The 22694-nt window shown below is 47.7% G+C and carries 30 protein-coding genes; 8 read left to right on the forward strand and 22 right to left on the reverse strand.

Annotated elements, in window-relative coordinates:
• Positions 1-29 precede the first annotated feature (29 nt).
• Positions 30-485, reverse strand: coding sequence for a GNAT family N-acetyltransferase (locus ICC18_RS23050; protein ID WP_188176798.1), 456 nt, complete (start codon positions 483-485; stop codon positions 30-32).
• 32 nt (positions 486-517) lie between these two features.
• Positions 518-1342, reverse strand: coding sequence for a metallophosphoesterase family protein (locus ICC18_RS23055; protein WP_188176799.1), 825 nt, complete (start codon positions 1340-1342; stop codon positions 518-520).
• 155 nt (positions 1343-1497) lie between these two features.
• Between ICC18_RS23055 and ICC18_RS23060 the strand changes: the two genes are divergently transcribed.
• The 3 genes from ICC18_RS23060 (at position 1498) to ICC18_RS23070 (ending at position 3578) form a co-directional block, all read left to right on the forward strand.
• A complete protein-coding gene (locus tag ICC18_RS23060; protein ID WP_188176800.1) occupies positions 1498-2274 on the forward strand; it encodes a threonine/serine exporter family protein in 777 nt (258 codons plus the stop codon).
• The gene (locus ICC18_RS23065; RefSeq protein ID WP_223192794.1) at positions 2274-2702 is read left to right on the forward strand and encodes a threonine/serine exporter family protein; all 429 of its coding nucleotides are present in this window, start codon (positions 2274-2276) and stop codon (positions 2700-2702) included. The genes ICC18_RS23060 and ICC18_RS23065 overlap by 1 nt, the downstream gene beginning before the upstream one ends.
• Before the next feature lie 183 nt (positions 2703-2885).
• Positions 2886-3578, forward strand: a complete 693-nt coding sequence (locus ICC18_RS23070) for a class I SAM-dependent methyltransferase (RefSeq protein WP_188176802.1) — start codon at positions 2886-2888, stop codon at positions 3576-3578.
• Here ICC18_RS23070 and ICC18_RS23075 read toward each other — a convergent pair.
• The 10 genes from ICC18_RS23075 to hrpB form a co-directional block, all read right to left on the reverse strand.
• Entirely contained in the window at positions 3575-4114 is a 540-nt protein-coding gene (locus ICC18_RS23075) for an NUDIX hydrolase (RefSeq protein WP_223192795.1), read from the reverse strand. The genes ICC18_RS23070 and ICC18_RS23075 overlap by 4 nt on opposite strands.
• Before the next feature lie 117 nt (positions 4115-4231).
• On the reverse strand, positions 4232-5029 hold the full coding sequence (locus ICC18_RS23080; RefSeq protein ID WP_188176803.1) for an ABC transporter ATP-binding protein: 798 nt from the start codon (positions 5027-5029) through the stop codon (positions 4232-4234).
• A gap of 141 nt (positions 5030-5170) precedes the next feature.
• Positions 5171-5614 (reverse strand): hypothetical protein, encoded by a 444-nt coding sequence (locus ICC18_RS23085; protein WP_188176925.1) that lies wholly within the window; start codon positions 5612-5614, stop codon positions 5171-5173.
• Positions 5615-5689: 75 nt separating this feature from the next.
• Complete coding sequence (locus ICC18_RS23090) at positions 5690-6022, reverse strand: ASCH domain-containing protein (RefSeq protein WP_188176804.1); 333 nt, start codon at positions 6020-6022, stop codon at positions 5690-5692.
• A gap of 108 nt (positions 6023-6130) precedes the next feature.
• Positions 6131-6286, reverse strand: a complete 156-nt coding sequence (locus tag ICC18_RS23095; protein ID WP_188176805.1) for a hypothetical protein — start codon at positions 6284-6286, stop codon at positions 6131-6133.
• A gap of 111 nt (positions 6287-6397) precedes the next feature.
• Positions 6398-7396, reverse strand: coding sequence for an aldose 1-epimerase (locus ICC18_RS23100; RefSeq protein ID WP_188176806.1), 999 nt, complete (start codon positions 7394-7396; stop codon positions 6398-6400).
• Between the two features lie 377 nt (positions 7397-7773).
• Complete coding sequence (locus ICC18_RS23105) at positions 7774-8403, reverse strand: class I SAM-dependent methyltransferase (protein ID WP_188176807.1); 630 nt, start codon at positions 8401-8403, stop codon at positions 7774-7776.
• Entirely contained in the window at positions 8363-9217 is an 855-nt protein-coding gene (locus tag ICC18_RS23110; RefSeq protein WP_188176808.1) for a phosphotransferase family protein, read from the reverse strand. The genes ICC18_RS23105 and ICC18_RS23110 overlap by 41 nt, the downstream gene beginning before the upstream one ends.
• Before the next feature lie 18 nt (positions 9218-9235).
• Entirely contained in the window at positions 9236-10225 is a 990-nt protein-coding gene (locus tag ICC18_RS34625; RefSeq protein ID WP_312029592.1) for an alpha/beta hydrolase family protein, read from the reverse strand.
• A 46-nt stretch (positions 10226-10271) separates the two neighbouring features.
• Entirely contained in the window at positions 10272-12755 is a 2484-nt protein-coding gene (hrpB, locus tag ICC18_RS23120; protein ID WP_188176809.1) for an ATP-dependent helicase HrpB, read from the reverse strand.
• 254 nt (positions 12756-13009) lie between these two features.
• Here hrpB and ICC18_RS23125 point away from each other — a divergent pair, with 254 nt between their 5' ends.
• Positions 13010-13264, forward strand: a complete 255-nt coding sequence (locus ICC18_RS23125; RefSeq protein ID WP_188176810.1) for a YpbS family protein — start codon at positions 13010-13012, stop codon at positions 13262-13264.
• A gap of 14 nt (positions 13265-13278) precedes the next feature.
• Positions 13279-13443 carry a hypothetical protein gene (locus ICC18_RS23130; protein WP_188176811.1) on the forward strand — a complete coding sequence of 55 codons (165 nt, stop codon included), beginning with the start codon at positions 13279-13281 and terminating at the stop codon, positions 13441-13443.
• A 182-nt stretch (positions 13444-13625) separates the two neighbouring features.
• On the opposite strand, the gene ICC18_RS23135 is transcribed toward ICC18_RS23130, so the two are convergent.
• Genes ICC18_RS23135 through ICC18_RS23145 form a run of 3 tightly spaced genes read right to left on the reverse strand, consistent with a single transcriptional unit; the run spans position 13626 to position 14879 of the window.
• Positions 13626-14264 carry an NUDIX hydrolase gene (locus ICC18_RS23135; RefSeq protein ID WP_188176812.1) on the reverse strand — a complete coding sequence of 213 codons (639 nt, stop codon included), beginning with the start codon at positions 14262-14264 and terminating at the stop codon, positions 13626-13628.
• A gap of 36 nt (positions 14265-14300) precedes the next feature.
• On the reverse strand, positions 14301-14555 hold the full coding sequence (locus ICC18_RS23140) for a DUF2164 domain-containing protein (RefSeq protein ID WP_188176813.1): 255 nt from the start codon (positions 14553-14555) through the stop codon (positions 14301-14303).
• 15 nt (positions 14556-14570) lie between these two features.
• Positions 14571-14879 (reverse strand): Dabb family protein, encoded by a 309-nt coding sequence (locus ICC18_RS23145; RefSeq protein WP_188176814.1) that lies wholly within the window; start codon positions 14877-14879, stop codon positions 14571-14573.
• 190 nt (positions 14880-15069) lie between these two features.
• Between ICC18_RS23145 and ICC18_RS23150 the strand changes: the two genes are divergently transcribed.
• From ICC18_RS23150 to ICC18_RS23160, 3 genes are all read left to right on the forward strand, one after another.
• Positions 15070-15300: a hypothetical protein gene (locus ICC18_RS23150; protein ID WP_188176933.1), complete on the forward strand. Its 231-nt coding sequence runs from the start codon at positions 15070-15072 to the stop codon at positions 15298-15300.
• 141 nt (positions 15301-15441) lie between these two features.
• Positions 15442-16431, forward strand: coding sequence for a YpdA family putative bacillithiol disulfide reductase (locus tag ICC18_RS23155; RefSeq protein WP_188176815.1), 990 nt, complete (start codon positions 15442-15444; stop codon positions 16429-16431).
• A gap of 279 nt (positions 16432-16710) precedes the next feature.
• Positions 16711-17013, forward strand: a complete 303-nt coding sequence (locus ICC18_RS23160; RefSeq protein ID WP_223192798.1) for a hypothetical protein — start codon at positions 16711-16713, stop codon at positions 17011-17013.
• A gap of 61 nt (positions 17014-17074) precedes the next feature.
• On the opposite strand, the gene ICC18_RS23165 is transcribed toward ICC18_RS23160, so the two are convergent.
• The 7 genes from ICC18_RS23165 to ICC18_RS23195 form a co-directional block, all read right to left on the reverse strand.
• Positions 17075-17632 carry a DNA-3-methyladenine glycosylase I gene (locus tag ICC18_RS23165; RefSeq protein ID WP_188176816.1) on the reverse strand — a complete coding sequence of 186 codons (558 nt, stop codon included), beginning with the start codon at positions 17630-17632 and terminating at the stop codon, positions 17075-17077.
• Between the two features lie 88 nt (positions 17633-17720).
• A complete protein-coding gene (locus ICC18_RS23170) occupies positions 17721-18521 on the reverse strand; it encodes a TatD family hydrolase (protein ID WP_188176817.1) in 801 nt (266 codons plus the stop codon).
• On the reverse strand, positions 18505-19281 hold the full coding sequence (locus ICC18_RS23175; RefSeq protein ID WP_188176818.1) for an ABC transporter ATP-binding protein: 777 nt from the start codon (positions 19279-19281) through the stop codon (positions 18505-18507). The genes ICC18_RS23170 and ICC18_RS23175 overlap by 17 nt, the downstream gene beginning before the upstream one ends.
• A gap of 19 nt (positions 19282-19300) precedes the next feature.
• Positions 19301-20068 carry an ABC transporter permease gene (locus ICC18_RS23180; RefSeq protein ID WP_188176819.1) on the reverse strand — a complete coding sequence of 256 codons (768 nt, stop codon included), beginning with the start codon at positions 20066-20068 and terminating at the stop codon, positions 19301-19303.
• Positions 20068-20358, reverse strand: coding sequence for a thiamine-binding protein (locus tag ICC18_RS23185; protein ID WP_188176820.1), 291 nt, complete (start codon positions 20356-20358; stop codon positions 20068-20070). The genes ICC18_RS23180 and ICC18_RS23185 overlap by 1 nt, the downstream gene beginning before the upstream one ends.
• 26 nt (positions 20359-20384) lie before the next feature.
• A complete protein-coding gene (locus ICC18_RS23190) occupies positions 20385-21443 on the reverse strand; it encodes an ABC transporter substrate-binding protein (RefSeq protein ID WP_188176821.1) in 1059 nt (352 codons plus the stop codon).
• 296 nt (positions 21444-21739) lie between these two features.
• Positions 21740-22591, reverse strand: a complete 852-nt coding sequence (locus ICC18_RS23195; protein WP_188176822.1) for a patatin-like phospholipase family protein — start codon at positions 22589-22591, stop codon at positions 21740-21742.
• Between the last annotated feature and the right edge of the window lie 103 nt (positions 22592-22694).

Genomic DNA, 22694 nt, shown 5'->3' on the forward strand with positions numbered 1-22694 from the left:
GGATGAACGTCGCTTCGTATGTTAATCTCCTATAGTTTCTTCTCGTAGCATAAGCTTCCCGGACTGTCGATATATTCGCCGAATGGCTCGATCGGGTAATATCCGTATTTGGTATACAAGGCAATGGCCTCCGGCTGCGCAGCGCCTGTCTCAAGCCTGATGATATGATTGCCCGCCTCTAGCGCCTGCGCCTCAAGGAATGAGAGCAATTGTGAAGCAATACCGCGATTGCGATATTCCTTGTCGACGAAGAAACGCTTCAACTCCGTGCTATCCGCATCTATAGGACGCAAAGCACCGCACCCAACAGGCATCTCCCCCTCAAAGGCGACGGCAAAAGTAATCCGTTCCACTGACGGATCGTTGAAATCTACAAAATGAATTTCTTCAATCGGGTATCTTTGCATCAGATCCTGATCCAATTTGGCAATAAGCGCTAATAATTTCGGGTCCGTATGTTTGACGAGTTGAATGTCTATGCTCATAGGATACTAACCTCCAAGATGGTATCATTGTTTCATATTATGATTGTACGAATTCTGTCGGGCATTGTTTGAAGTTTCCTCGGATAACCTAAGGAGGCATTGATAAACCGGCAATGGTGATGCACATAATCCATCCGGTGATGGACGTGACCGAAGCACCATATTTTATTCGAGAGATGATTCATATAAGGGGATCCGTCAAAGTAATAGAAACTGGATGATAGATCAAGCACCCTTCCCTCCGGCACCTGATTCCAATCGGGCGATACATGGGTCAGAATGACATGGGACGCAGCCAAGACCTTCTCCAATTTTGTCTTTTCATTTTGAAACATATCCAACGTTAATCGGGGTTTCCCCCGAATCCGGGAGTAATCATTCGAGACAGTCACCCAATGCTTGAAAATTCGGTCCTGACTCGCGCGAAGCACTTGCATACCATATTGCAAATCGTACCACATACCACAGCCGCCGTAGATCACGCCATCTATTTCTACCATATCTCCGTCTAAATATTGAACGCCGGGCAGTTGACTCGCGAGCAGTTTCATCTCCTTCATCCGGTCCATGGAATCTCGAGAGCTTAATCCTTGCAGGGCCGACTTGTCCAAGTAATAATCATGATTGCCCAAAACAAGTAAAATGTTGGCATAATAATCTTTGATCAGCTTAAGGAACAAGTAGTTCTGTTTATTGTTATGGCCCAAATCGCCTGCAATCAGGAGCGTACGCGAGCACGGTTCCGGCAATATCAGCCGAACGAATTTTTTCAGCTTCCTTTGCAGATTCCATAAACTCCCGGTCTCTTTAACCCAAAAATCAAGATGAACATCGGAAATAAGATCGAATTGCCTCATGGAATCCCTCTTCGTGAGCAATATATAGTGAGTTTACAACATAAAGCAACACGGTACCAACAACAATTTTTATATATCATGTTCAATTCAGCTTGAAAGCCTATCACCCGTGTACTATACTTTGGGCAAATACCATGTACTAGGAGATCATTCCAATGGATCAGCAATCCCATTCCACCTATGAAATCGCGCAAGTATGTCTACTAGCCGGGAAAATCATGCTGGAAAACGGCGGAGAAACGTATCGTGTAGAAGATACGATGACGCGTGTTGCCCATGCCTTCGGCATTCCGGACTCCCACAGCTTCGTAACGCCGACAGGCATCATCTTTTCCATCGACGGTCCGGAGCAGGCAACACGACTGATTCGGATATCCGAGCGTTCAACGGATTTGCATAAAGTGACGGTGGTGAACGCCATTTCCAGACGAATTAGCCAAGGTGAGCTCACTGTTAAGGAAGCCTACCGCCTGCTCGAACAGATTGATGCGGCCAGCCCCGGTTATCCATTCTGGTTCAAGGTTGTATCAGCTGCAGTTGCGAGCGGTTGTTTCCTGATCATGTTCGACGGCACGTGGCTCGACTTTATCCCAGCTTTATTGGCAGGAGGCGCCGGCTTGTCGTTCCTGATTTACTTCCATCGGTTAGTGCCGATCAAATTTTTCGCCGAGTTTCTCGCCTCACTACTGGTAGGGACAATGGCTTATTTGCTTCTGAAAATAGGGCTCGGCCATGATCTGGATAAAATCATTATCGGTTCTGTCATGCCGCTTGTTCCGGGGCTTCTCATTACGAATGCCGTTCGGGATCTGATGGCCGGCCATTTTGTATCCGGCCTTTCAAAAGGGGCTGAAGCCTTTTTAACGGCATTTGCGATCGGTGCCGGGATTGCTTTCGTTCTTTCATTTTATAACGGGGAGGGAATCGTGTGATGCTGGAACAGCTCTTGACGAGCTTTGTTGCCACGGCTGCCTTTGCTATCCTCTTTAATGTGCCGAAGGGAACCCTGCTGCAGTGCGGATTCGTCGGAATGCTCGGTTGGATGCTTTATGTCCTGTTCCTTCAAGTTCCCGTTAACCCTATTATGGCTACGCTAATCGCTTCATTTATCGTAACATTGACAAGCCAAATATTCGCGAAAATTTATAAAACGCCTGTGATCGTCTTCAGCGTATCCGGCATCATCCCTTTGGTCCCCGGCGGGCTTGCCTATGATGCGATGAGAAACGTGGTCGAAAATCAATACGATCTGGCCGTCCAGTTGGCTGCAAAAGCGTTTATGTTATCCGGCGCAATCGCGATCGGACTCGTTTTCTCAGAGGTGATCAATCATGTTATCCGTAAAACAAGTAAGCCGTGAGCCGTCTTTAGTCCGCCATTAATTCGTTGATCGGAATGAGCTGCACCTTCCACAATAGATTCAGCTTTGTTTATAGCTAGTACCTATAACTATCATCGGATCTATATATTAGTTCTTTCCTATTTTTTCCGCTAAGATGGTTCCAAGACATGATTCATAAGACTTAGAATGGAGTGACTGCTCATGACGGACACGAAGCGTGATCATATCAAAGCCCGATTCGATGAAATCGCAAGCCAATATGATGCTGAGCGAAGAAAGCTGATCCCTTGCTTTGATGATTTTTATCAAATTGCGGCATCGCTGATTCAAACAAACGGCGCTGTACCACATATCCTTGATTTGGGCGCGGGAACTGGCCTGTTGTCCAGCTTTATCCTGGCGCAGCGCCCAGATGCTATGTTTACGCTCATCGATCTCTCGGAGGGCATGCTTGACATAGCCAGACAGCGTTATGGCTCTGAAAATCCTAACATCACGTACATCGTCGCTGATTATACCCGGTTCGATTATACGGATACCTACGATTGTATCATCTCTTCCCTATCCATCCACCACCTTGAGGATCATGAAAAGTATGATCTGTATAATCGCATTTTCGCATTGCTGAAGCCTGGCGGCATATTCGTGAATGCGGATCAGGTGCTCGGAAGCAGTCCGATGCTGGAGCGTTTATATCGTTCCGATTGGCAAACAAAGGTCGAAGGTACCGATTTAAGCCAGGAAGCTCTGCAGGCAGCCTATGAGCGGACCAAACTGGATAAAATGGCGACGCTCGATCAGCAGTTGAACTGGCTCCGGGAAGCCGGGTTCGAAGACGTTGATTGCATTTATAAATACTACAACTTCGTTGTCATGCACGGCAGAAAAAGCTAGAAATAGCGGGCTAAATATTGATTCAGATCGTCCATATTCTCTTCGATGGAAGTTCGAACAGCCGTCGAGATCATCTCGACCATACGTTCTCGCACATAGATACAATGATGATCATAACAGACGTCTTCCTTTAGAACATACTCTAGACAGCGGGGAATGTTGGTGGCAATACCCATATTATGAGGATGCATGATCCAATCGATCGGTTTCCAGTCCAGAATCCCTTCATCCATACGGATAGGCGTCGAATATTCATAATCAGTCGGTACCTCGGCAGCATATAAATACATCCCGCCGAAATCTGTTCCATCCACCATCCATGTCACAAGACCTCGAAATCGCAGTCGATAGTCAGATATATCTGTCTCCTCTGCGATTTCACGGATCATGGCTGCTCTGGGCCGCTCACCCGGCTCCACCTTGCCGCCGATCCCGTTCCAGCAGCCCATCCAGCTCGGCTTCTCCCGGTTCAATAGTAAAATCTGGTTTCCGCGCTTCATTAAGCATAAATTATATTTGATCATCGTTCTGCTCATCTCTACTCTCTACTCCCATATGCGATCCGTTCTCACACATCTTTTACCGGTCAGCGCGTGAAAAGTTTCGTACATGAAGAAAAAAGACAGCCTTCTTATGGCTGTCTTTCTTGCTTCTTATGCCATTGCCAATTCATAGGGCAAGCAGAGCGGAGTTCCTGTGCGCGGATCTTCCACGACGTCCGCTTCGATGCCGAATACTTCGCGCAGCACTTCAGGCGTCACCACATCGCTTGGAGCTCCTTCCCGCACGACCTTGCCGCTCTTGATCGCGACTACATGCTGCGCGTAACGCGTCGCATGATTCAAGTCATGGACGACCATAATAATGGTCCGTCCCTCCTGCTCCTTCAGCTTCTCAAGCAGCTTCAGGACTTCAAGCTGATGTGCCATGTCGAGGAACGTCGTCGGCTCATCGAGCAGCACGATGTCGGTTTGCTGCGCCAGCGCCATCGCGATCCATGCCCGTTGGCGCTGCCCGCCGGACAACTGATCTACCGGTCTGTCCGCAAAATCGCTCATCCCGGTCACTTCAATAACGTCGCGGATGATGCGGCGATCCTCCTCGGTCAAAGAGCCAAATCCTTTCTGATGCGGGTACCGGCCATAGCCAACCAGCTCTGTGACCGTTAAGCCCTCAGGAGCGATCGGATTCTGCGGTAAAATCGCAAGCTGCTTAGCCACTTCTTTGGTCGATTTCTTATGTATAGATTCACCGTCAAGCAGCACACTGCCGTTTTTGGGCTTTAAAATGCGCGCCAGTGTTTTTAGAATCGTCGACTTCCCCGATCCATTCGAACCAACTAGGGCGGTAATCTGCCCCGACGGGATTGAGACGTTTAAATTTTCTACAATCAATCGATCCTCATACGCAATATCCAGTTGTTGAGTCCATAAACGGCCTTGTTTCTCCATGTATCATACCCCTAACCTTTATCCGTAGCTAACTGTTTACGGCTTCCGGACAAATGAGAATCATTATTATTTATATGATAATGATTCTCATTATAGAGAAGTTCCTCCCCTATGTCAACAAGAATCACACGATTCTTGCCGCTACCATAAGGTTGGCTTCGCGACCATAAACCACATCATCGATAAGGTTATTAAAACGTAATAAATCAGTGCTTTCCGCAGTTTATTAACGAGCATCGACCGGTTATCATGCGGCGCCTGCAGCTGGCGAATGAGCGGTGAAAATGCACGGGCAATAAAGTACAAAGATGCCACCATAATCAAGACCGTTATCATGATCCATGAAGTTTTCCATGTCCAAGCCGTTATCCATGTCAAAATAATACCGGTTGTAACCAGCACATGACCTGCATGCTTGGTAAGCCGAACTGTAATTCGAAAGGGCTCTAAATAGTCCGGAAGCTTATCGAATGAAGCAGTCTGTATTCTAGCCAGCAGCGGAAACAGGACAAAGTAAGGTCCGATACTTAGAACAACGCTGAAAATATGGATATATAAAAGCAGCACATACCAAGACAATATCATCATCCATTCTAATCAAGTAATGGTAGTCAACAAAACAGTGCAGATCCGCAGACCTACACTGTCGTCGTTCAATGGCTATTCAGTGATTTGGAATTCATGCACCCATACTTTCATATGCGGCAGCCATGGCATGCCGGGGTGAATCGAAAGAATGCTTTCCTTATACGATTCAACCGTTGGATGTCCTTCCTTATTCGCGTCCTGATCTGTCAGCTCGCCTAGCGATTGTTGATATACATTCGTAACGGTTAAAGATTTCCCGTGAAACTCCATCGTTTCTCCGATATCGGCATAACGGCCGTTGCGTCTGCATGCTGTCTTCTCACCGGCGAGGACTTTCGCGACTTCAGCTTCTTTTGTAATCAATCGGTCAATGGAACATGTTTTTGGCGGCAGTGTCTCGTTCATTGTGTTCCCTCCTGAGCGTTTTACGATAGCAAAATTCACTTCGTTAGAATTAGCTTTTTACATCTGTACATTATAACGAAATGCAAAAACGTTGTCGAATCGACGCTTTTATTCGCGTAATGCTTCCTTCAGCTTTGTTGACATGGAATCCGTAGACTTCACTGCAGGACGCTTCGCGTTGCGCAGTTTGGCAACTTCTTGCTTTAGTTTTACGTTCTCCTCCGTAAGCCTATCAATTTCTTTTCGTAATTCATCAGCGTTCATGCCCTTTAACCCCAATTCTGCCCGATGAAAAGCCCCCCTCGACTTGCACGATGGCGAATCAATAACCGATTCACCCTATGCGTCGAAAGGGGCTAGTCTCAGCTTTACTTACTATGATTGCTCAATCACATATAGACGGCCTGTTTCTTCCCAAATTTCACCTGGCTCCAAGGATACCAACCCGATCTGCTCGGCCGGAAGATTAACGTTAGGCGCATTGACCAGATTCATTTGCGGCTCCGGACAGAAGAAGCCTTCGGTCGCGCCGTTATTCCAAATCATCCACTGCTTATAGGAAGTCCCTACATCATAGACGAGCTTCACACCGGCTTTTGAATCCGTTAGCTCCATATAATTGCGGCCATTTTGCGGCGCGGTCGTATAATGGTTATCCATGGAATCAAAGAACGGAGACAATCCGCCAACTTTCATCTTCTCTTCAGCAGCCGACAAAGGCTGGAATTCGCCCGTTGGCAGCATTCTTTCATTTAACTGCCAACGATTGCCGATTGTCATTTTGAAGGTATAATCCGCTGCTTCACTGCTTGGAGCAAATGGTGCGTTAATCGCTGTATGGAACGCCAGCAGGCAAGGCATTGCGACTTGACCTTCATTATGTACACGAATTTGTTGATGCAATCCGCTATCATTCAGTGTGTATGTAAGACGTATTGTGAACTCAAACGGCAGATAGGCATATACCGAATGCCCTTCTCTCACTTGCAATGCGAGTGTCACGCGGCTCTCTGTATCGTCAGCGGCAAATTTCTCGACCGCCCATGGAATATTGTGTACAAATCCGTGTAAATGATTGCCCGTTTTCGCTTCATTGACCGGCAGTTCATAGACCTTGCCCTGCCATGGAAATTTGCCGTCCTCATAGCGGTTCGGAGGAAATAATACCGGAATTCCGTGAATAATCGGACTCGCTTTAAACGCTTCCATTTCAACCGCTGCCGGTTCGTGCAAGAAGTTATACCCCTTCTCTATATCCCTGAACGCGATAAGATTCGCCCCGATTTCCGGCAGTACAGCCGCTTCATATCGTCCAGCTTGCAGCCAAATGGCTTGTTCTCCTTGATAATTTCCTGCATATGCTCTCGTCGTCATTCCCAAGCTCTCCTCTCAAATCTATGCCCACCATTTGGACAAGTTCATTTGAATTAACTTTAATTCATTCTGTTCAAGAAAGTCAATGGACGGAAGTAGCAAGTATATTGATAAATGTGACCTTTTCACGAAAAAAGCCCAGAGAGCAAAATCCTCTCCAGGCTTATCAGTTCAATAATTATCGTCTCCAGGCCACTTCGCTCCAGCGAAGCTAATTGCGGAACTGATCGTTATATTCATCCATCAAATGATCGACTTGCGCTTCCGAGATATCTCCTACGCGTCACCTCAGTTCCGCTTGCACATAAGCAAGGCAGAAAAAACTGAAGTTAAGCGTGACCAGTCTGAGCTAATGGGATAGTGCCGATACGAACGGTCTAAACGATATTAAGCTTTTTCCTCGCTATGATAGATTGATAATGGACTGTCATGCCTTCCATCGGAAGTACCCGAAACTGCTCGATTTCGAACACTTCACCGACAATTCTTTGTATATGTTCATCATCGTAGAAAGCAAAAAAACGCTGAGGTCTATAGCTGTCTTCCTCCCAAATGCCCTCGCTCTCATATCCGCCATACATGCCAAGATACAAAAGACCATTAGGCTTCAGCACACGTTCTATTCCAACAAGAACTTGCTTCAGACTTTGCTTCGGCACGTGTAGAAGGGCATTCATCGTCCAAACCGCATCAAACGTTTCAGGTTCCAAATCCAATGAATAGAAGTCCATCGTATAAGCTTCGAGCCCTTTATCTTTACAAATTCGAACCATTTCTTCGGATAGATCCACGCAAGTCACATCGCAACCATGCTCTTGCAAATAGGTGGCTTGATGACCGGGACCGCTGCCCAAGTCCAGCACCTTTTTACCGCTGTCACCCGTTTGCAGGATAGAAATCATCATATCCATCTCATTTACTTTCCACGTTTGCACTTCACTTTTGTCCCGCTGCTGCGCCTGCTGGTCATAGCTCTCTTTTAATATTTGTTTGACTTCGATATCCACCGGTGCCATCTCCTTTTAGCTTCGATTGAATCATACGTACAAGCTGCTGTTTTTCCTCATCACTGATAGATTCCACCAGTCGGGCGGCCGCTGCAAAAAGTGACCAGGCTTCCAATTCAAGCCCGGTTCTTCCGGATAATTTTAAATAGTGCCTCATGTATGCCCTGGACATCCAGCCTTGGATGATTTTTATGATGACAATTAAAAGCTTGGGAGCTCCTGAGGGAAGTGCCCCGGTACGCAATATTAAAGCGGTCCTGGCCGCGTCAGCAGCCGAATTTCCAATCATGCCCGTCATCCAGTCCATGATCCAGACTTGATCACCGATAATCACATTATCAGGATGCAAATCACCATGACAAAGTTGATCACCATCCTGCATTTGGTTCAATCTGAATTGGATTTCTTGCTTCTCCGCATCGTTCAACAAGGTTGTATTTGAAATACGTTCCGACCAATCATCCCTCAGCTTAGGTAAATCCAAGTCATTGCTTATATGAAGCTTATGGATTTCATGATGTAATTCAGCCAACCGTCGAGCTTCTTTGATGCATCGCCAAGGTTTTTGCCCTAGGAGCCGGACCATCGTTAATCCTCGGATCCGTTCGTACACGATACCTTGTCGCCCGTCCAAAATAAGTCGACCCACCGGCTTCGGTGTAGACAAGCCAAGCTGTGAGATGGTATGACTAATCCGGTACTCTCTTTCTGCCAAATTCGAAGGGAAATGTGCATAAAACAGCTTCAGCACAGTGAACTCGGTCTCTTCGAAAACTTCTGCCGTTCGACCAACACCAATTGGCTTTCTGTCCAAAATGAGCGCACATCCTTTTTACCCGAGACTTTTCAAAGCCGCATCAACCAGTTGATCAAAGTACTCATCCTCTTCCAGCAGGTCTTCAACGGCATCTATATCCTCTTCCTTGCCGGATTCTTTTGAAAAGTTCAGCGCGTAGCTCCAGTCTTTACGGGATTTGCTTTGCAGCGTGATCTCATATGGAAAAGCATGTCCTTCTACAGTGAACTCAACATGCCCCACATAACCATCTTCTTTGCTGTGTTCCAAGTTAGCTTTCATAATCTCAATCATGTTCATCTTCCTTTTCATTAAGGTATTCTCTGGCGGATATATGCTTTGCAACCACGACCAAATCGTGTTCGTGATAGTCTGTAAGTTGGAAGAACCGTTCGTGATATATGGCTCATGGTCTCTGAAATAATCTGCGTGTCCTCCCAGGATGGACAATGTAGTTCGATGAACGGGAGCGTTTTTCAACCGGTCCCAGCGCCAAAAGCCTTTCTGCCCCTTTACCCATCCACCCCAGGTTCCCAAAATCGGAACCGGGTCCGGTTTGCCTGCCTGGTTTACCGCTTTTATATATAGAACTCGCTCCTTGAGAGCGTCAGGGATGAAGCATTTTGGCGATCCGATCTGAACGACGCCGACAATCGTTCTTCTCTCTCTTCGCAGCTGTTCGGCTGCTTGAACGGAAGCAACGGCGCCTCCGCTATGTCCAATCAAAAGCAAAGGTTCTTCCGTTAAAGAGCCTTGAGCAATGAAATCGTATAAGCTCTTTCCCCCATAGACCGAGCTTCCTTGACGAGCCGAACGCCAGAGGTCGCTGCCGATCTCGTGCAATTGATGAACCCGCTTTCTCGACCAATCCCCGTACGGAAAATGTACGGCAATGCGTGGACTCCATCCCGCTTGTTTGAAGCGTTGCACCAGCTCAGCTGCAAGATCATCCAAAAAAGAAGGGGCTGTCGCAAATCCGGCTGAAATATAAATCGCGATTCGATTAGCGGGAGTCAGGCGCAACATGAATTCCCAGCTCCTCTTTCATATGATGAATGGTGTAAATTCCAGCTTAAGTCCTCGGCTTTGCCCGGTTCGTAGGGATTGCAGCCATCGGATCATCCGGCCAGTAATGTTTGGGATAACGGCCTTTGAGATCTTTCTTCACTTCGAAATAAGCGTCACGCCAAAAGCTGGCTAAATCTTTCGTCACCTGTACGGGTCGTTGGGCAGGTGAAAGCAAATGCAGCGTAAGGGGAACTCTTCCCTTCGCGATTCGCGGGGTATTTTCCAAACCAAACATCTCCTGCAGTCTGACGGATAGGACCGGTGACTCGCTATCGCTATAATCAATCGGGATGCGGGAGCCGCTAGGTACCTGCATGTGCGTCGGTGCCCACTCCTCCAGCAAGCGTCGCTGTTCCCAGCTTAGCATTTCCTCTAATATGCCTGTTAATGGCAGTCGTTGAAGCTCCGCACGGCTTTTGATGCCATATACATGGGGCCCCAGCCAATCTCCCAATGTTGAAAGCAATGCAGAGTCGCTCATATCGGGCCAGTCTTCGTCAAACCGATACAAGAACGTTACCCGCATTTGAAGCTGTCTCGCGCTGCGCGACCATGGGAGCAGATCCAGAGATTCTGATGCGATCCCTGCCAGTAAAGCTTCCAAAAGCACATCAGGGTCAGGATCTTGAACGGGAGCTTCCTTCAAGGTTAATGCACCTAATCGAATGATGTGTTTGGCCTTCACAGATTGCGTTTCCCGGTTCCAGAGCACTTCTTGCTCTCTTGACATTAGAGCATCGAAGGCATCCAGCAGCTCCTCCTCCTGAACGGGAGCTGCCAAATAAATACGGCTCTCGACGCCGTTATCGTCCAGCTCGGCGCAGGCGATATAGCGCTCATTCGAGAGCGCCTGCAGCTCGGGCAGCACTGCGCCGCGCCCGTTGCTGAGCAGGAACCGACCGGTCGATCGCCGCTGGGCGATCCGGTCGGGGTAAGCGAAGGCGAGCAGCAGCCCGCTCGCCTCTGCCCTTTCCCGGCCGCTCGGATGGATGCCGAGCGACTGCTGCAACGCTTTGGCTTCCGCCGCGATGCGGCGGCATAAGCCAAAGTCAATATCCCGCTCCTGCCGGGCAGCGCTCCATAAGGCTTCGATGCGGGTGCGCACATCCGCATCGCGATCCCTGGCGGCGCGCATGAAATCGCGCTCGCTCAGCATCGCGGCGAGCTCGCACGCCATCGCGCCGAGCTCTAGCGGTACGGCTTGCAGCACCATGTGCGCAAGCCGCGGATGCAGGCCTAACTCCGCGAGGCGCTTGCCGTGCGGAGTTAGGCCGCCGCCATCGTGCAGCGCGCCGAGCTGCACGAGCAGTTCCCGCGCCTGCTGATATGCAGCAGCAGGCGGCGGGTCCAGCCAGACCAGCGCAGCGGGGTCCGGCACGCCCCAGGCGGCAAGCTCCAGCGCCAGAGGCGCGAGATCCGCATCGCGGATCTCCGGCGTGCTGCTCGGCGGCAACTGCCGCTGCTCTTGCTCGGTCCACAGGCGGTAGCACACGCCTGGACCGAGTCGTCCCGCCCGGCCTCTGCGCTGATCCGCAGAGGCCTGTGACACGGGCACGGTCGTCAGCCGGGTCATGCCCGTGCGCGGCGAAAATCGCGACACGCGCATGAGACCGCTGTCGATCACGACCGTGATCCCTTCGACTGTCAAGCTAGACTCAGCGATCGATGTGGCCAGTACGACTTTCCGCTGACCAGGGCCGCAGGCCATAAGCGCCTGATCTTGCGCTTCCTGAGATAGATTGCCATAAAGCGGCGCAATGACAACTTCTTTTCCTAATTTCATCGCGGTGAGTGCGGATTCAACCCGATGAATTTCTGCTGCACCCGGCAGAAAGACAAGTACACTTCCATCATGAATGTGCAAGGCATGCTGAATGGTTTTGACAACCGCCTGCTCAACTCTGCCATCAACAGGACGATCGAGATAGTGGGTTTCTACAGGGAAAACCCGGCCTTCACTCCGGATAATCGGCGCATCGTCAAGCATCGCAGCTACAGGTTCCGCTTCGATCGTCGCTGACATGACAACAATGCGAAGATCTTCCCGCAACAAAGTTTGCGATTGTCTGCACAAGGCTAGTCCAACATCCGCATGCAAGCTTCGTTCATGGAACTCATCGAATATGACGGCTCCAACACCCTCTAATGCGGGATCGTTTTGGAGCATGCGGGTAAGTACGCCTTCCGTTATGACCTCGATGCGTGTCTGTACGCTTACGCGAGTATCATTTTTTACTCGATAACCGATCGTTTGGCCAACTTGTTCGTTCTGCTGTGAAGCCATGTAACGAGCAGCCGCACGAGCAGCGAGCCGCCGCGGTTCCAACATCAATATTTTCTGACCTTCTAACCACGGTTCATGCAGCAGGGCAAGCGGTACTTTCGTCGTTTTTCCTGCACCTGGCTGTGCAACCAATACGGCGCACGCGTTGGATTGTAATGCTTCTTTTAATTCCGGAAGTACCGATTCGATCGGTAATGGGTTCATCTGTTTTCACTCCGAGACATTTGTAAGTCTTTGAATCGCTTCCTGCATCCTTCTAGCCCGCGTCTCCCCACGCTTGGCACTATAAGATTTCAAATAGGTCTGACCCCCAAATGCAATAATTAATATCATTAATGATTAATAACGCTAATTATTTTCTTCTACCTCAACATGTCGATTTCTGCCGCAAGCCTGTTCCTTGTCCTTCCAATCGTGTATACTGGATTAGAATCTGGTCACTAAAGGAGAACTTTAACATGAGTGTACATGAAGCGATAACCAAGCATTCTACGGCGCAGCACCTGCATCTGGTTCGATTTGCGGAACTGGATGAACAGCGTGAGCAGGCGATTGAAGCGTGTGTCGATCTTTGCCGACGCGGCCTTCCATTCTCTGTTGATGAAATCAACGCCATAACCGCCCAAATCATCGCCCATGCCAAACAGGGCATTTCTCCGCTCCGTTCATATGTAACTGAGGACATGGTGCGTGATTTTGTGAAAAAAGGGTAAGGAGATTACGGACGATGGGCATTCTCACTTTCATTTCCATGCTGATTATCGGATCAGCTTTCAGTGCAGGCTTCCTGCTTCTTTTCAAACGAAAAATTGTACCAGGCATTCTGCTCCTTGTACTTTCTGTCGCTTGTTATATCTGCTATGCATTTATAGCGAATAAGTATTTTGTATGAGAAAAACGTCTATCGACGTACTTTCGAAGATGAGCGACCGCGTTATGCGGAAGTTTTTATCGCCAATTCTCCATTTACCTATTCCACGCTTTAGCGCTGTAAAGAAATTAAACATTCCGATGTGGTAGACAGAAGTCAGTACCAAAGAACCGTGCGGGCTAACGCTTCGGTTCTTTTTTCGTTTAACGAAACCATCCATGTTTTCGAAGAGTCTGAAACAACAGCTCGAAGTAAGTGATCGGATGCGGCACCAGATCGGAAAGCGAGATCTGCTTCGTGATGTCCATGACCTGTCCACCGCCGAGCAGCTTGTACCCTGTTGCCGTTACAGATTCGTGTTGTCTATAAACCAACCTTTCCAAATCCTCGACTTTCACTGCAAATATACCGCTTACTTCCTCTTCCTGCAACGTATAGTCCTTCAGCGGTTGATCGCACCGATATACAAATACGTGACAAAATTCCCGGTCCATCAGTTGTTCCGAAATGAGGTCTTCTTCGGCGAACGTACCGCAGGCCACCAGATCATCAAAATGAACTTTAAGCCCGAGCTCTTCTTCTAATTCTCTAACTCCCTCTCTGACCGTCTCCCCCGCCGCCAAATGACCTGCAGAAGAAATATCAAGCAAGTTAGGAAATAAATCTTTATCCGGAGCTCTAAGCTGCAGCAGAAGTACCGGTTCCGGCTTTTCATAACTAACAATCCAGCATTGAAACGTCTGGTGCCACAGACCCTTAAGGTGCACTTCAGAACGCGGAGCCACCCCGATCCAATTCATTCGTTCATCATAAATATCAAACATTTCTTCTGACTTACCCATGAAGATTGCATCTCCCTTCCACCCTGCTCATTAACGTTATCTATTGGATGGCTTTGATATTTTGAGTGCGTAGAGATCGTCTTCCAATGAGGACATCTTATCGAGCAATGTCTTGCGGGCTTCTTCAATCGCCTGATTATAAATAGGTGCGGCTAGCTGCTGCAGCATGTAATCAACTAATTGTTCAGTCGCCAATCGACCTAACGTAATGTCATGTTCGCTCTCCAGGTGAGCTTGCAAATCCTCAATTAACGTTTCTTTTTCTTCTTTGGGCAATTTTAGCGGTTTCATAGTCAACGTATCACCTCATCTGTAAACCATAAAATCAATTTCTTGAAAACGGCTTACTTCATTCACCCAGCGATTAGCCACATAGGTTGTATGTACAGGATGTGCATTGTAGGCGTCATATGCAGCCTGATCGGCAAAAACCATCGATAACCCATAATCATAATCTGTTTTCGTACTAACCTGACGAAATACTTCAAATTGCTCAACACCTGGAATTGCAGCCAGTTCTGCCCTGCTTACCTCCAAGAAGCGTTCCGCTTCCGGCGTGTCTTTGCCTGTGTGCAAACAAAATACGACCATATGTTTAATGCTTGTAGAATTCATGGTTTCTATTCTCCTTTTTTTCTTCATCTATTTTCCATTATAACGGACAAGTCATATCTGTTCTATCTAGGAATGATTTTCGATGAGTGTAGAATATTTACGGATATTGTTTATATAGACGTTTCACAGCATCTATCGGTTTCATTAAACTTTCCTTTTTATGGAGAATGTCGAATAAAAGGAGTCGCAGTTGCAAACGTTAATGCTGAAACGCAAAATGAATCCAGAAAGGATGATCCTCATGGTGGAGAACAACAATCATGCCGGCAATTACACAGGCTCGGCAAATATGAGTGCGGAGAACCAGGATATGGAGTTTGTTAATGATACGTTAGAGAACGCCCCTAACACCACGCCGGTTAACATTTCCGAAGACGATATAAGTGAAGAACAAGAAGATAAGCAGCTGAATCAGAAATGAATGAGTTTCAGTAAGACCGTAATGAGCAGTCCGCTTCCTTTCCAGAGGGTAGCGGTCTGCTCTTTTTAATCCCTATCTTGGCTTCTTCCCGGCGATTGCGGTAGTATGGAAGAAGAGATTCGAGCCGGGGAGGTTTTTACTGTGGAACAAGTTATCATTATTGGGGCTGGTCCTTGCGGATTATCAGCTGCTGTCGCTATGGAGCGAGCAGGCTTTTCCCCATTGATTATAGAGAAAAACTGTATCGTGCACTCCATATACTTATACCCTACATATTTGCAGTTTTTCAGCACGCCGGAGCTGCTGGAAATTGGCGATTATCCCTTTACAACGCCGCATGAGAAGCCTTATCGGCAGGAGGCATTGGTCTATTATCGTGAGGTTGCGCGCAGAGAGAAGTTGAGAATCCGTTCTTATGAAGAAGTCGTTGCTATCGAACGGCTGGATATTGGTTTTCAGGTCCATACACGGGATCAATTTGGTAATGATGCCGCGTACACCGCGAGGTATGTCGTGGTAGCAACAGGCTATTTCGACCATCCGAATATGCTGGGCATTCCAGGCGAGGAGCTGCCGAAGGTCACGCATTATTATAAAGAAGCGCATCCCTATTCAGGAACAAAAGTCGCCATCATCGGCGGCAACAATTCTGCAGTCGATGCGGCCATGGATTTGCTGCGCGTAGGCGCCGAGGTTACCGTCGTATACAGAGGGAATCATTTTTCTGCTAATATCAAACCTTGGGTACGTCCTATTTTCGAAAGCATGGTGAACAAAGGACGCATTCAAATGTGGTTCGATGCACATGTCGAGCAAATTGAAGAACATTCGGTTGTCGTACGGCGAGGTACGGATCGCGTTACCTTAGAAAACGATTTCGTGCTTGCATTAACCGGCTTTCGTCCTGATCGCCAACTGCTGAACTCCCTGGGAGTCGAGTTTCATGAGGAAACCGGAGCCCCGATTCTCCATTCTGATACGATGGAAACCAACATTGAAGGCTTGTACGTCGCCGGAGTGGTCGCTTCATCCAAATATGACGCGAATGAGATTTTTATCGAAAGCGGACGTATGCACGGCATAGCGATTACGAAACATATTTGCTCAAAAAATGAACCCCCGATCGAGTGATCGGAGGTTTTTTCATGTTATTTGGATTTCTGCTTCGCAGCTGATTTGCCCAGCTTCTGGGTTTGCCCTGATTGTCTCTCCACTTCCTGCGATCCATTTTCTCTTTTGTTCGCCATTTCCGTCACTTCCTTCATCGTAGAAAATTTCCTGCAAAAATAATATGAATATTTTTCTCATTTTCTATTCACACCCCTTCCATTACGAACAAACGTTTGCTATAATGAGAATACAAACAAATGTTCCTATAAATGTTCTTATAAGGTGAAGGAGGTTGTTTACATGATGAACACAAGTCACAATTTCCGTTTTATTGAGCGAGACTATTGGTACCATAAGGCATTATGTAACACCGATAGTCTTTTACCCGATCAGATTGAAGAACTTTTGAATGAAACAAACAGCCACTATTGCGATTACACGTTTAAGTTTTATGATGATGGATCCGTGAAGATTATCGATAATGATACGAACAATCTTGTCAAACCGCGTGAATTGACTGGTGCGGTTTACGATTTTTACATTCGCAAGCGAATTCACTTAATTAAAACTTCCCTGCAGGAGAAACAACTGCAATACGCTTAACATGGCAAAAAAGGCATACTTGGATAGACGATTGTCTACATCAAGCATGCCTTTTTTCTCATTATTGAGTATAGCGGATACAGGTTTTCGTATGATCGTTAACCATCCCTGTCGCTTGCATATACGCATAGCAGATGGTGGAGCCGACGAATTTAAAGCCACGCTTTTTTAAATCTTTGCTCATAGCATCCGACTGCGCGGTTTTGGCAGGAACTTGACTCAGGTTGTCCCAATGATTGATGATAGGATCTCCGTCAACGAAACCCCATATGTAACGATTGAAGCTACCGAACTCTCGTTGCACTTGCAAAAAGGCCTTTGCATTCTGAATGACCGCTGCAATTTTCAAGCGATTGCGAACAATGCCGGCATTTTGTAGAAGTTCATTGACTTTCTCTTCATCATAATTCACGATCCGGCACGGGTCGAATTGATCGAAGGCTTCCCGGTAATGTTCGCGCTTCTTTAAAATCGTATACCAGCTTAACCCGGCTTGCGCGCCTTCCAGATTCAGCATTTCGAATAACTTAAGGTCATCATGGACGGGAACGCCCCATTCATGATCGTGGTAATCAATATATAGCGGATCTTCATTGACCCAACCGCATCTTTCTGTCATCGCTCTCACCCGCTTCGACTTTTATCAAACATACGTTCCCGTATTATTATAGCTGGTGGAAGCAGCGTTGTCCATAGTCCCAACTAGTCTATTCAGTGATTTGAATGGAATAATACTCCATCGTATTTTGAAGCAGTCGTTGTGCAGCCTCTTCTACAGGAAGCGAATGCAGACGCGCTATTTGTTCAATGACAGGATGAATCATGCTTGGATCCGTCCTTTGGCCTTCGAATGGCCCCTCGAATAACCAAGGGCCATCCGTTTCTACCATCATTTGTTCAATCGGATAGCTGCGGACAAGTGATTGAATCTCTTCTTCATATAGAACATCAGGCGTTATGGAAATATAAAATCCGGAATGAATCATTCGCTCGACAGTCGCTTTGAAACCCTTAAACCAATGAAAGTGCGCCTGACGAATCCCGTGCTTATCGAGCAAGTCGCAAACCATATCCGCGTCTTCATACACAGCGTGCAGCTCTACCGGCTTACCCAGTTGAGCAGCTAGCCCCAGCAGGCGATCCAGAAGCGCAATATAAGGAGCCTGATCGAAGGCTTGCCCCTTCTCAGCGGCTTCCTGCCGAATATAGTACGGCAAGCCGATTTCTCCGATCGCTGCCATCAGATTCGCATTTGCTCTGATCCAATTCACTAGCTCATCCAGCTTCTCTTCACTTGGCAGTTCTTGCTCGGGATGGTAGCCGTATGCGGCAAAAACACGATCTGGCGCACGATCTCGCAACCGTTTCGTGGAGATGCACGATTCCAAGTGTCTTGACACCGCGATTAGCGCTAACACACTGTTCCCAGGCATTTCCTCCAGCATCGCAAGAGCTCTTGATTCGTCATACATATCCAAATGGATATGAGCATCAATGCCTTTTATCATAACTGATCTCCTTACGCAGCAGCGCTTGTATATATAAGCGCAGCTCCTGGAATACAGGGTCCTGCATGACGGCTTCTTGGCGCGGTCTAGCAAACGGGATCACCAGTTCTTCCAGCACTGTAGATGGTTTATTAGATAAAACATAAATGCGATCCGACAAATATACGGCCTCTTCAATACTATGAGTCACAAAGAGAATGGAACGTTTGTTCCGTTCCCATATATTTAACAGCCACGCCTGCATATCTTGCCTGGTTAACGCATCCAACGCGCCAAACGGCTCATCCAAACACATAAGCTCCTGAGGGCTGAGTAAGGCTCTGAGAAAAGATACGCGCTGCTGCATCCCGCCTGAAAGGACATGTGGCAGTTCGTTCTCGTAACCGCCGAGCCCCACTATCGGCAGCCATTCTCTCGCTTTTTCCAGCGCCTTGGATCGTGATTCGCCTGCAACCTCTTGTGCAATGGTGACATTGGATTCAATAGAACGCCAAGGAAACAGAGCCGGCTGCTGCGGCATGTAACTGATTAACCCTTTTTTTCCAGTCACATTGGCCCCATCCAGCCAAACCTCACCTGCCGAGGGAGTTATGAGTCCGCCGATGATATGAAATAAAGTGCTCTTTCCACTGCCTGAAGGACCAATGATGGAGACGAATTCTCCGTCATTCACATAGAGAGAGATATCCGAAAGTATAGTAACGTTCTGTTTTTTCACTGGAAATGATTGACTAATGCCTCGAAGCTCTAATTTGCTCATACGTTCACCTCATTCCCTCTTACGATGATCGTTTGGCATTCCATCGGATCACCAGCTTTTCCAGCAGTGCAATGAGCCAGAAAAATAACAAACTTAAGCCGATAATGATGAAGATCGCAACAAATTCGCGGTCTGCACGGAACGAAGACTTTTGCAGAATCATGTAATAGCCGAGCCCTTCCCCGCTGCCCAACCACTCGGCGATGACAGCTCCCATGACGCTGTAGGTAGCGGAAATTTTCAAGCCCGAGAATAGGAAAGGCAGCGTATGAGGCATCTCAAGCTTGAAGAAAATCTGACGTTTGCTTGCCCCGATCATTTTCATGTAATTATACATATTACGGTCTGTTTGCATGAATCCATCCAATGTAGCCATCGTTACCGGAAAGAAACAAACTAGAGAAATCAATATGATTTTAGGCAAAATGCCGAAGCCAAACAAAATAATAAGAAGCGGTCCCAAAGCAATGGTCGGTACATTCTGCGATAAAATCAGAAGCGGATAAAAGCCCGCCTTAAATCCAGGCACCATATGCAGGATACTGGCCGTGACAATGCCCACGGTGACGCCCGTAGCAAACCCAATGAGCATGATTCGAACCGTAGCCAGCGTATGCATCCATACACGGGGCATATCAGTCGTACCATCAGTCCATATTTTAAGAGGACTCGGTAACAACCAACTCGCAGTGTTCCCCCATGTCACGGCAAGCTGCCATATAAGCAGCACAAGGATGACCACAACCAATGGTGGCCATCCTGATCTGAACCAGCGCTGCTGTTTCATTATCTGTATTTCTCCGTCAGTTTGTCCATCGAAGCGCCTGACGGGTTAAAATATATTTTCACTTGGGAGATTACATTCGGGCTTCCCATCTCTATCATCGCTTCATTCATCTCCTTAATGATAGCGAGAAGCTGATCCAGTTCCCCTTCCATGGTCGTTTCAAGCGGACTGACCAAATGTTTGACACCCGATTGGGCAATCACTTCAATCGCACGGTCGACATAAGGGATAATGTCTTCGTTATCTTTTGTTTTCGGTAAAATTTGAATGCTTACGAGTGCGTTAGCCACCTGGCAAAACTCCTCTCAAATTCTAATTATTTCGAACTTGCCGGCAAGAAGTCGTTCGTGAATGCTTTGTCTACGTCCAGGTTTTTCTCAAGCAGCTTATGCTCCAGCATCCAGTTGGCATAATTTTCCCATATTACGCGTTTTTGCTCGCCCCAGCGAGGAGCATCATCTTTGTAGCGGGGGCTGAGCCATTTTTGACTTGCCAGAACCAGCTTTTTATCCAAATCAGGAACCGCTTTAATTAATATGTTCGCTGCGTCTTCCGGCTTATCAATGGCGAATTGGTAGCCTTTGGCAGCAGCAGCTGTGAAAGCTTTGACCAGATCCGGCTTCTCGCCGATCATTTTCTCGCTTGTCGCTAGAACCGGTGTGTAGTAGTCCAGTTTTTCCGAATATTTGTTCAGATAAATCATGTTCAGCGGTTCGCCGCGAAGCTCTGCATCTACGCCAGTCCAAGCATAATAAATCCAGGCGAAATCGATATCGCGTTTCACTGCAGTGAAATAGTCAGCCTCGCCGATGTTCACAAACTTCACCTTGCCGGCATCCGCTTTCTCAGCTTGCATCAGCGATCCGATCATCGCATTTTCTGCAGGGGCCCCCCAGCCGCCGTATGTTTTGCCTTCAAAATCTTTAGGCGTTTTGATGTTCTTGGCAACGGGTGACGCGAAACCGGAGGTGTTGTGCTGAATGACAGCGGCAATCGAAACAAGCGGAACCCCTTGTATGCGCCCTTGGGTAATCCCTTCTTGATAACTGACTCCGAACTCGGCTGCTCCCGAAGCGATCATTGCGTCCGCGCCGCCTTCACCGGGCTGAATGATTTGTACATTCAAGCCTTCTTGTTCGAAGAAGCCTTGATCCTTCGCGACATAAAGTCCCGTATGATTCGTATTTGGCGTCCAATCCAGAACTACCTTCACATCGGTAAGCTTTTTCGCCGGCGCTTGGCTGGCAGCAGCGGTTGCCGTTGCGGCAGGCGTTGCAGCAGATTTCGAATCTTGTTTGGCGGCTTGGTTGCCGCAGCCGGACATAGCTAGTGTTACGCTGACCAGCATAAGTGGTGCGATTTTGTTCCATTTCATTGGTTGGTTTCTCCTCTCTGTTTGGAACCAAAAGAAAAAGCCCCCGGAATCCGGGAGCGCCATGTAAGTAGAAAAAAATATACCCATTCGAAAAACAAATCCATAAGGACGTGCATGAATGCAGATTCTCTACGCTGGCATTACCCAGATCAGATTAACGGTTAGTGACAGTTACGGTCACAGTCTCAGCCTGACTCGCTCAAGCTCCCGTGGGTCTTATTGGTTTGTATCTACCATACATCAAGTTGAGTAGGATTGCAACGTAAAACTATCAAAATAACGAATGTAAGAGATCCTTAAGCCAGCAACCATTCTTTCATCCGCAGCCCCATCCGCTTCGCATCCTTGTAACCGAGCTCATGCAAGGCTTCCAATTTCATAGGATCCTTCTCCATGCGGCCAACGACCACTGTCTCTGAAGGACGAATAACGAATGCGCTGCCGTCTTGCTCCATTCTCCTAATCGTTTCAAGCGTTCCGTTATAAATTTCGCTGCGATTGACGAGCACATTCACGAGACCGTCATACTGCGGGTAAAAGCTCTTCGCCAGCCATCTTTGCTTGAATGGACGCTTTCGGTACCCTTGCTCTTTGGTCAGTACGATGACATGCTTTTTATTGCCGTCCACGACTGACTTTTGCACCGGTATCGGATCCACTAAACCGCCGTCAAACAACGTTCTGCCTTCATAGCGGATCGGCGTCGCGACAAAAGGCAGAGAGCTCGAGGCTTGCACGATCGGCATCGTTTGTTCCATTAACTGATGCTTCGTATAGTACACCGGTTCGCCGGTATGGGCATCGGTCGTACCAATCGCAAATTGCTGCGGTGATTTATAGAATGCCTCATAGTCGAACGGCACCAACACATTCGGCAGCTCTTTGAAGATGAAATCCATGCCAAAAATACTTTTATACCGAACCAAATTACGATAGCTTAAGTATCGCTTATCACCGATATACCCAATGGTAACTTTTTTGTTGCGCCCCGGCTGTTTGGAAATATACGAAACTGCGTTGCAAGCTCCGGCCGATACGCCAACTACATAAGGAAAATACCAGTCTTGCTCCATAAAGTATTCTAAAACTCCCGCGGTGTATACGCCACGCATACCCCCGCCCTCCAGTACGAGTCCGATGCCTTCCATGGGGACACCTTCTTTCTATCTAACTCTAAGTCCATTTCTAGCATACAGGAAATGTAAAAAAATTGAAACGCCTCTAATGAAAAAGGCCGCTCCCCCGTCATGG

The organism is Paenibacillus sedimenti, from assembly GCF_014534655.1.
GTDB classification, from domain to species: Bacteria; Bacillota; Bacilli; order Paenibacillales; family NBRC-103111; genus Paenibacillus_E; species Paenibacillus_E sedimenti.

Excerpts from the sequence above, each read along its gene's own strand:
- ICC18_RS23050 (WP_188176798.1), bottom strand. The coding sequence starts at position 485 with ATGAGCATAGACATTCAACTCGTCAAACATACGGACCCGAAATTATTA.
- ICC18_RS23055 (WP_188176799.1), bottom strand. The coding sequence starts at position 1,342 with ATGAGGCAATTCGATCTTATTTCCGATGTTCATCTTGATTTTTGGGTT.
- ICC18_RS23060 (WP_188176800.1), top strand. The coding sequence starts at position 1,498 with ATGGATCAGCAATCCCATTCCACCTATGAAATCGCGCAAGTATGTCTA.
- ICC18_RS23065 (WP_223192794.1), top strand. The coding sequence starts at position 2,274 with ATGCTGGAACAGCTCTTGACGAGCTTTGTTGCCACGGCTGCCTTTGCT.
- ICC18_RS23070 (WP_188176802.1), top strand. The coding sequence starts at position 2,886 with ATGACGGACACGAAGCGTGATCATATCAAAGCCCGATTCGATGAAATC.
- ICC18_RS23075 (WP_223192795.1), bottom strand. The coding sequence starts at position 4,114 with ATGAGCAGAACGATGATCAAATATAATTTATGCTTAATGAAGCGCGGA.
- ICC18_RS23080 (WP_188176803.1), bottom strand. The coding sequence starts at position 5,029 with ATGGAGAAACAAGGCCGTTTATGGACTCAACAACTGGATATTGCGTAT.
- ICC18_RS23085 (WP_188176925.1), bottom strand. The coding sequence starts at position 5,614 with ATGATATTGTCTTGGTATGTGCTGCTTTTATATATCCATATTTTCAGC.
- ICC18_RS23090 (WP_188176804.1), bottom strand. The coding sequence starts at position 6,022 with ATGAACGAGACACTGCCGCCAAAAACATGTTCCATTGACCGATTGATT.
- ICC18_RS23095 (WP_188176805.1), bottom strand. The coding sequence starts at position 6,286 with ATGAACGCTGATGAATTACGAAAAGAAATTGATAGGCTTACGGAGGAG.
- ICC18_RS23100 (WP_188176806.1), bottom strand. The coding sequence starts at position 7,396 with ATGACGACGAGAGCATATGCAGGAAATTATCAAGGAGAACAAGCCATT.
- ICC18_RS34625 (WP_312029592.1), bottom strand. The coding sequence starts at position 10,225 with ATGTTGCGCCTGACTCCCGCTAATCGAATCGCGATTTATATTTCAGCC.
- hrpB (WP_188176809.1), bottom strand. The coding sequence starts at position 12,755 with ATGAACCCATTACCGATCGAATCGGTACTTCCGGAATTAAAAGAAGCA.
- ICC18_RS23125 (WP_188176810.1), top strand. The coding sequence starts at position 13,010 with ATGAGTGTACATGAAGCGATAACCAAGCATTCTACGGCGCAGCACCTG.
- ICC18_RS23130 (WP_188176811.1), top strand. The coding sequence starts at position 13,279 with ATGGGCATTCTCACTTTCATTTCCATGCTGATTATCGGATCAGCTTTC.
- ICC18_RS23135 (WP_188176812.1), bottom strand. The coding sequence starts at position 14,264 with ATGGGTAAGTCAGAAGAAATGTTTGATATTTATGATGAACGAATGAAT.
- ICC18_RS23140 (WP_188176813.1), bottom strand. The coding sequence starts at position 14,555 with ATGAAACCGCTAAAATTGCCCAAAGAAGAAAAAGAAACGTTAATTGAG.
- ICC18_RS23145 (WP_188176814.1), bottom strand. The coding sequence starts at position 14,879 with ATGAATTCTACAAGCATTAAACATATGGTCGTATTTTGTTTGCACACA.
- ICC18_RS23160 (WP_223192798.1), top strand. The coding sequence starts at position 16,711 with ATGATGAACACAAGTCACAATTTCCGTTTTATTGAGCGAGACTATTGG.
- ICC18_RS23165 (WP_188176816.1), bottom strand. The coding sequence starts at position 17,632 with ATGACAGAAAGATGCGGTTGGGTCAATGAAGATCCGCTATATATTGAT.
- ICC18_RS23170 (WP_188176817.1), bottom strand. The coding sequence starts at position 18,521 with ATGATAAAAGGCATTGATGCTCATATCCATTTGGATATGTATGACGAA.
- ICC18_RS23175 (WP_188176818.1), bottom strand. The coding sequence starts at position 19,281 with ATGAGCAAATTAGAGCTTCGAGGCATTAGTCAATCATTTCCAGTGAAA.
- ICC18_RS23180 (WP_188176819.1), bottom strand. The coding sequence starts at position 20,068 with ATGAAACAGCAGCGCTGGTTCAGATCAGGATGGCCACCATTGGTTGTG.
- ICC18_RS23190 (WP_188176821.1), bottom strand. The coding sequence starts at position 21,443 with ATGAAATGGAACAAAATCGCACCACTTATGCTGGTCAGCGTAACACTA.
- ICC18_RS23195 (WP_188176822.1), bottom strand. The coding sequence starts at position 22,591 with ATGGAAGGCATCGGACTCGTACTGGAGGGCGGGGGTATGCGTGGCGTA.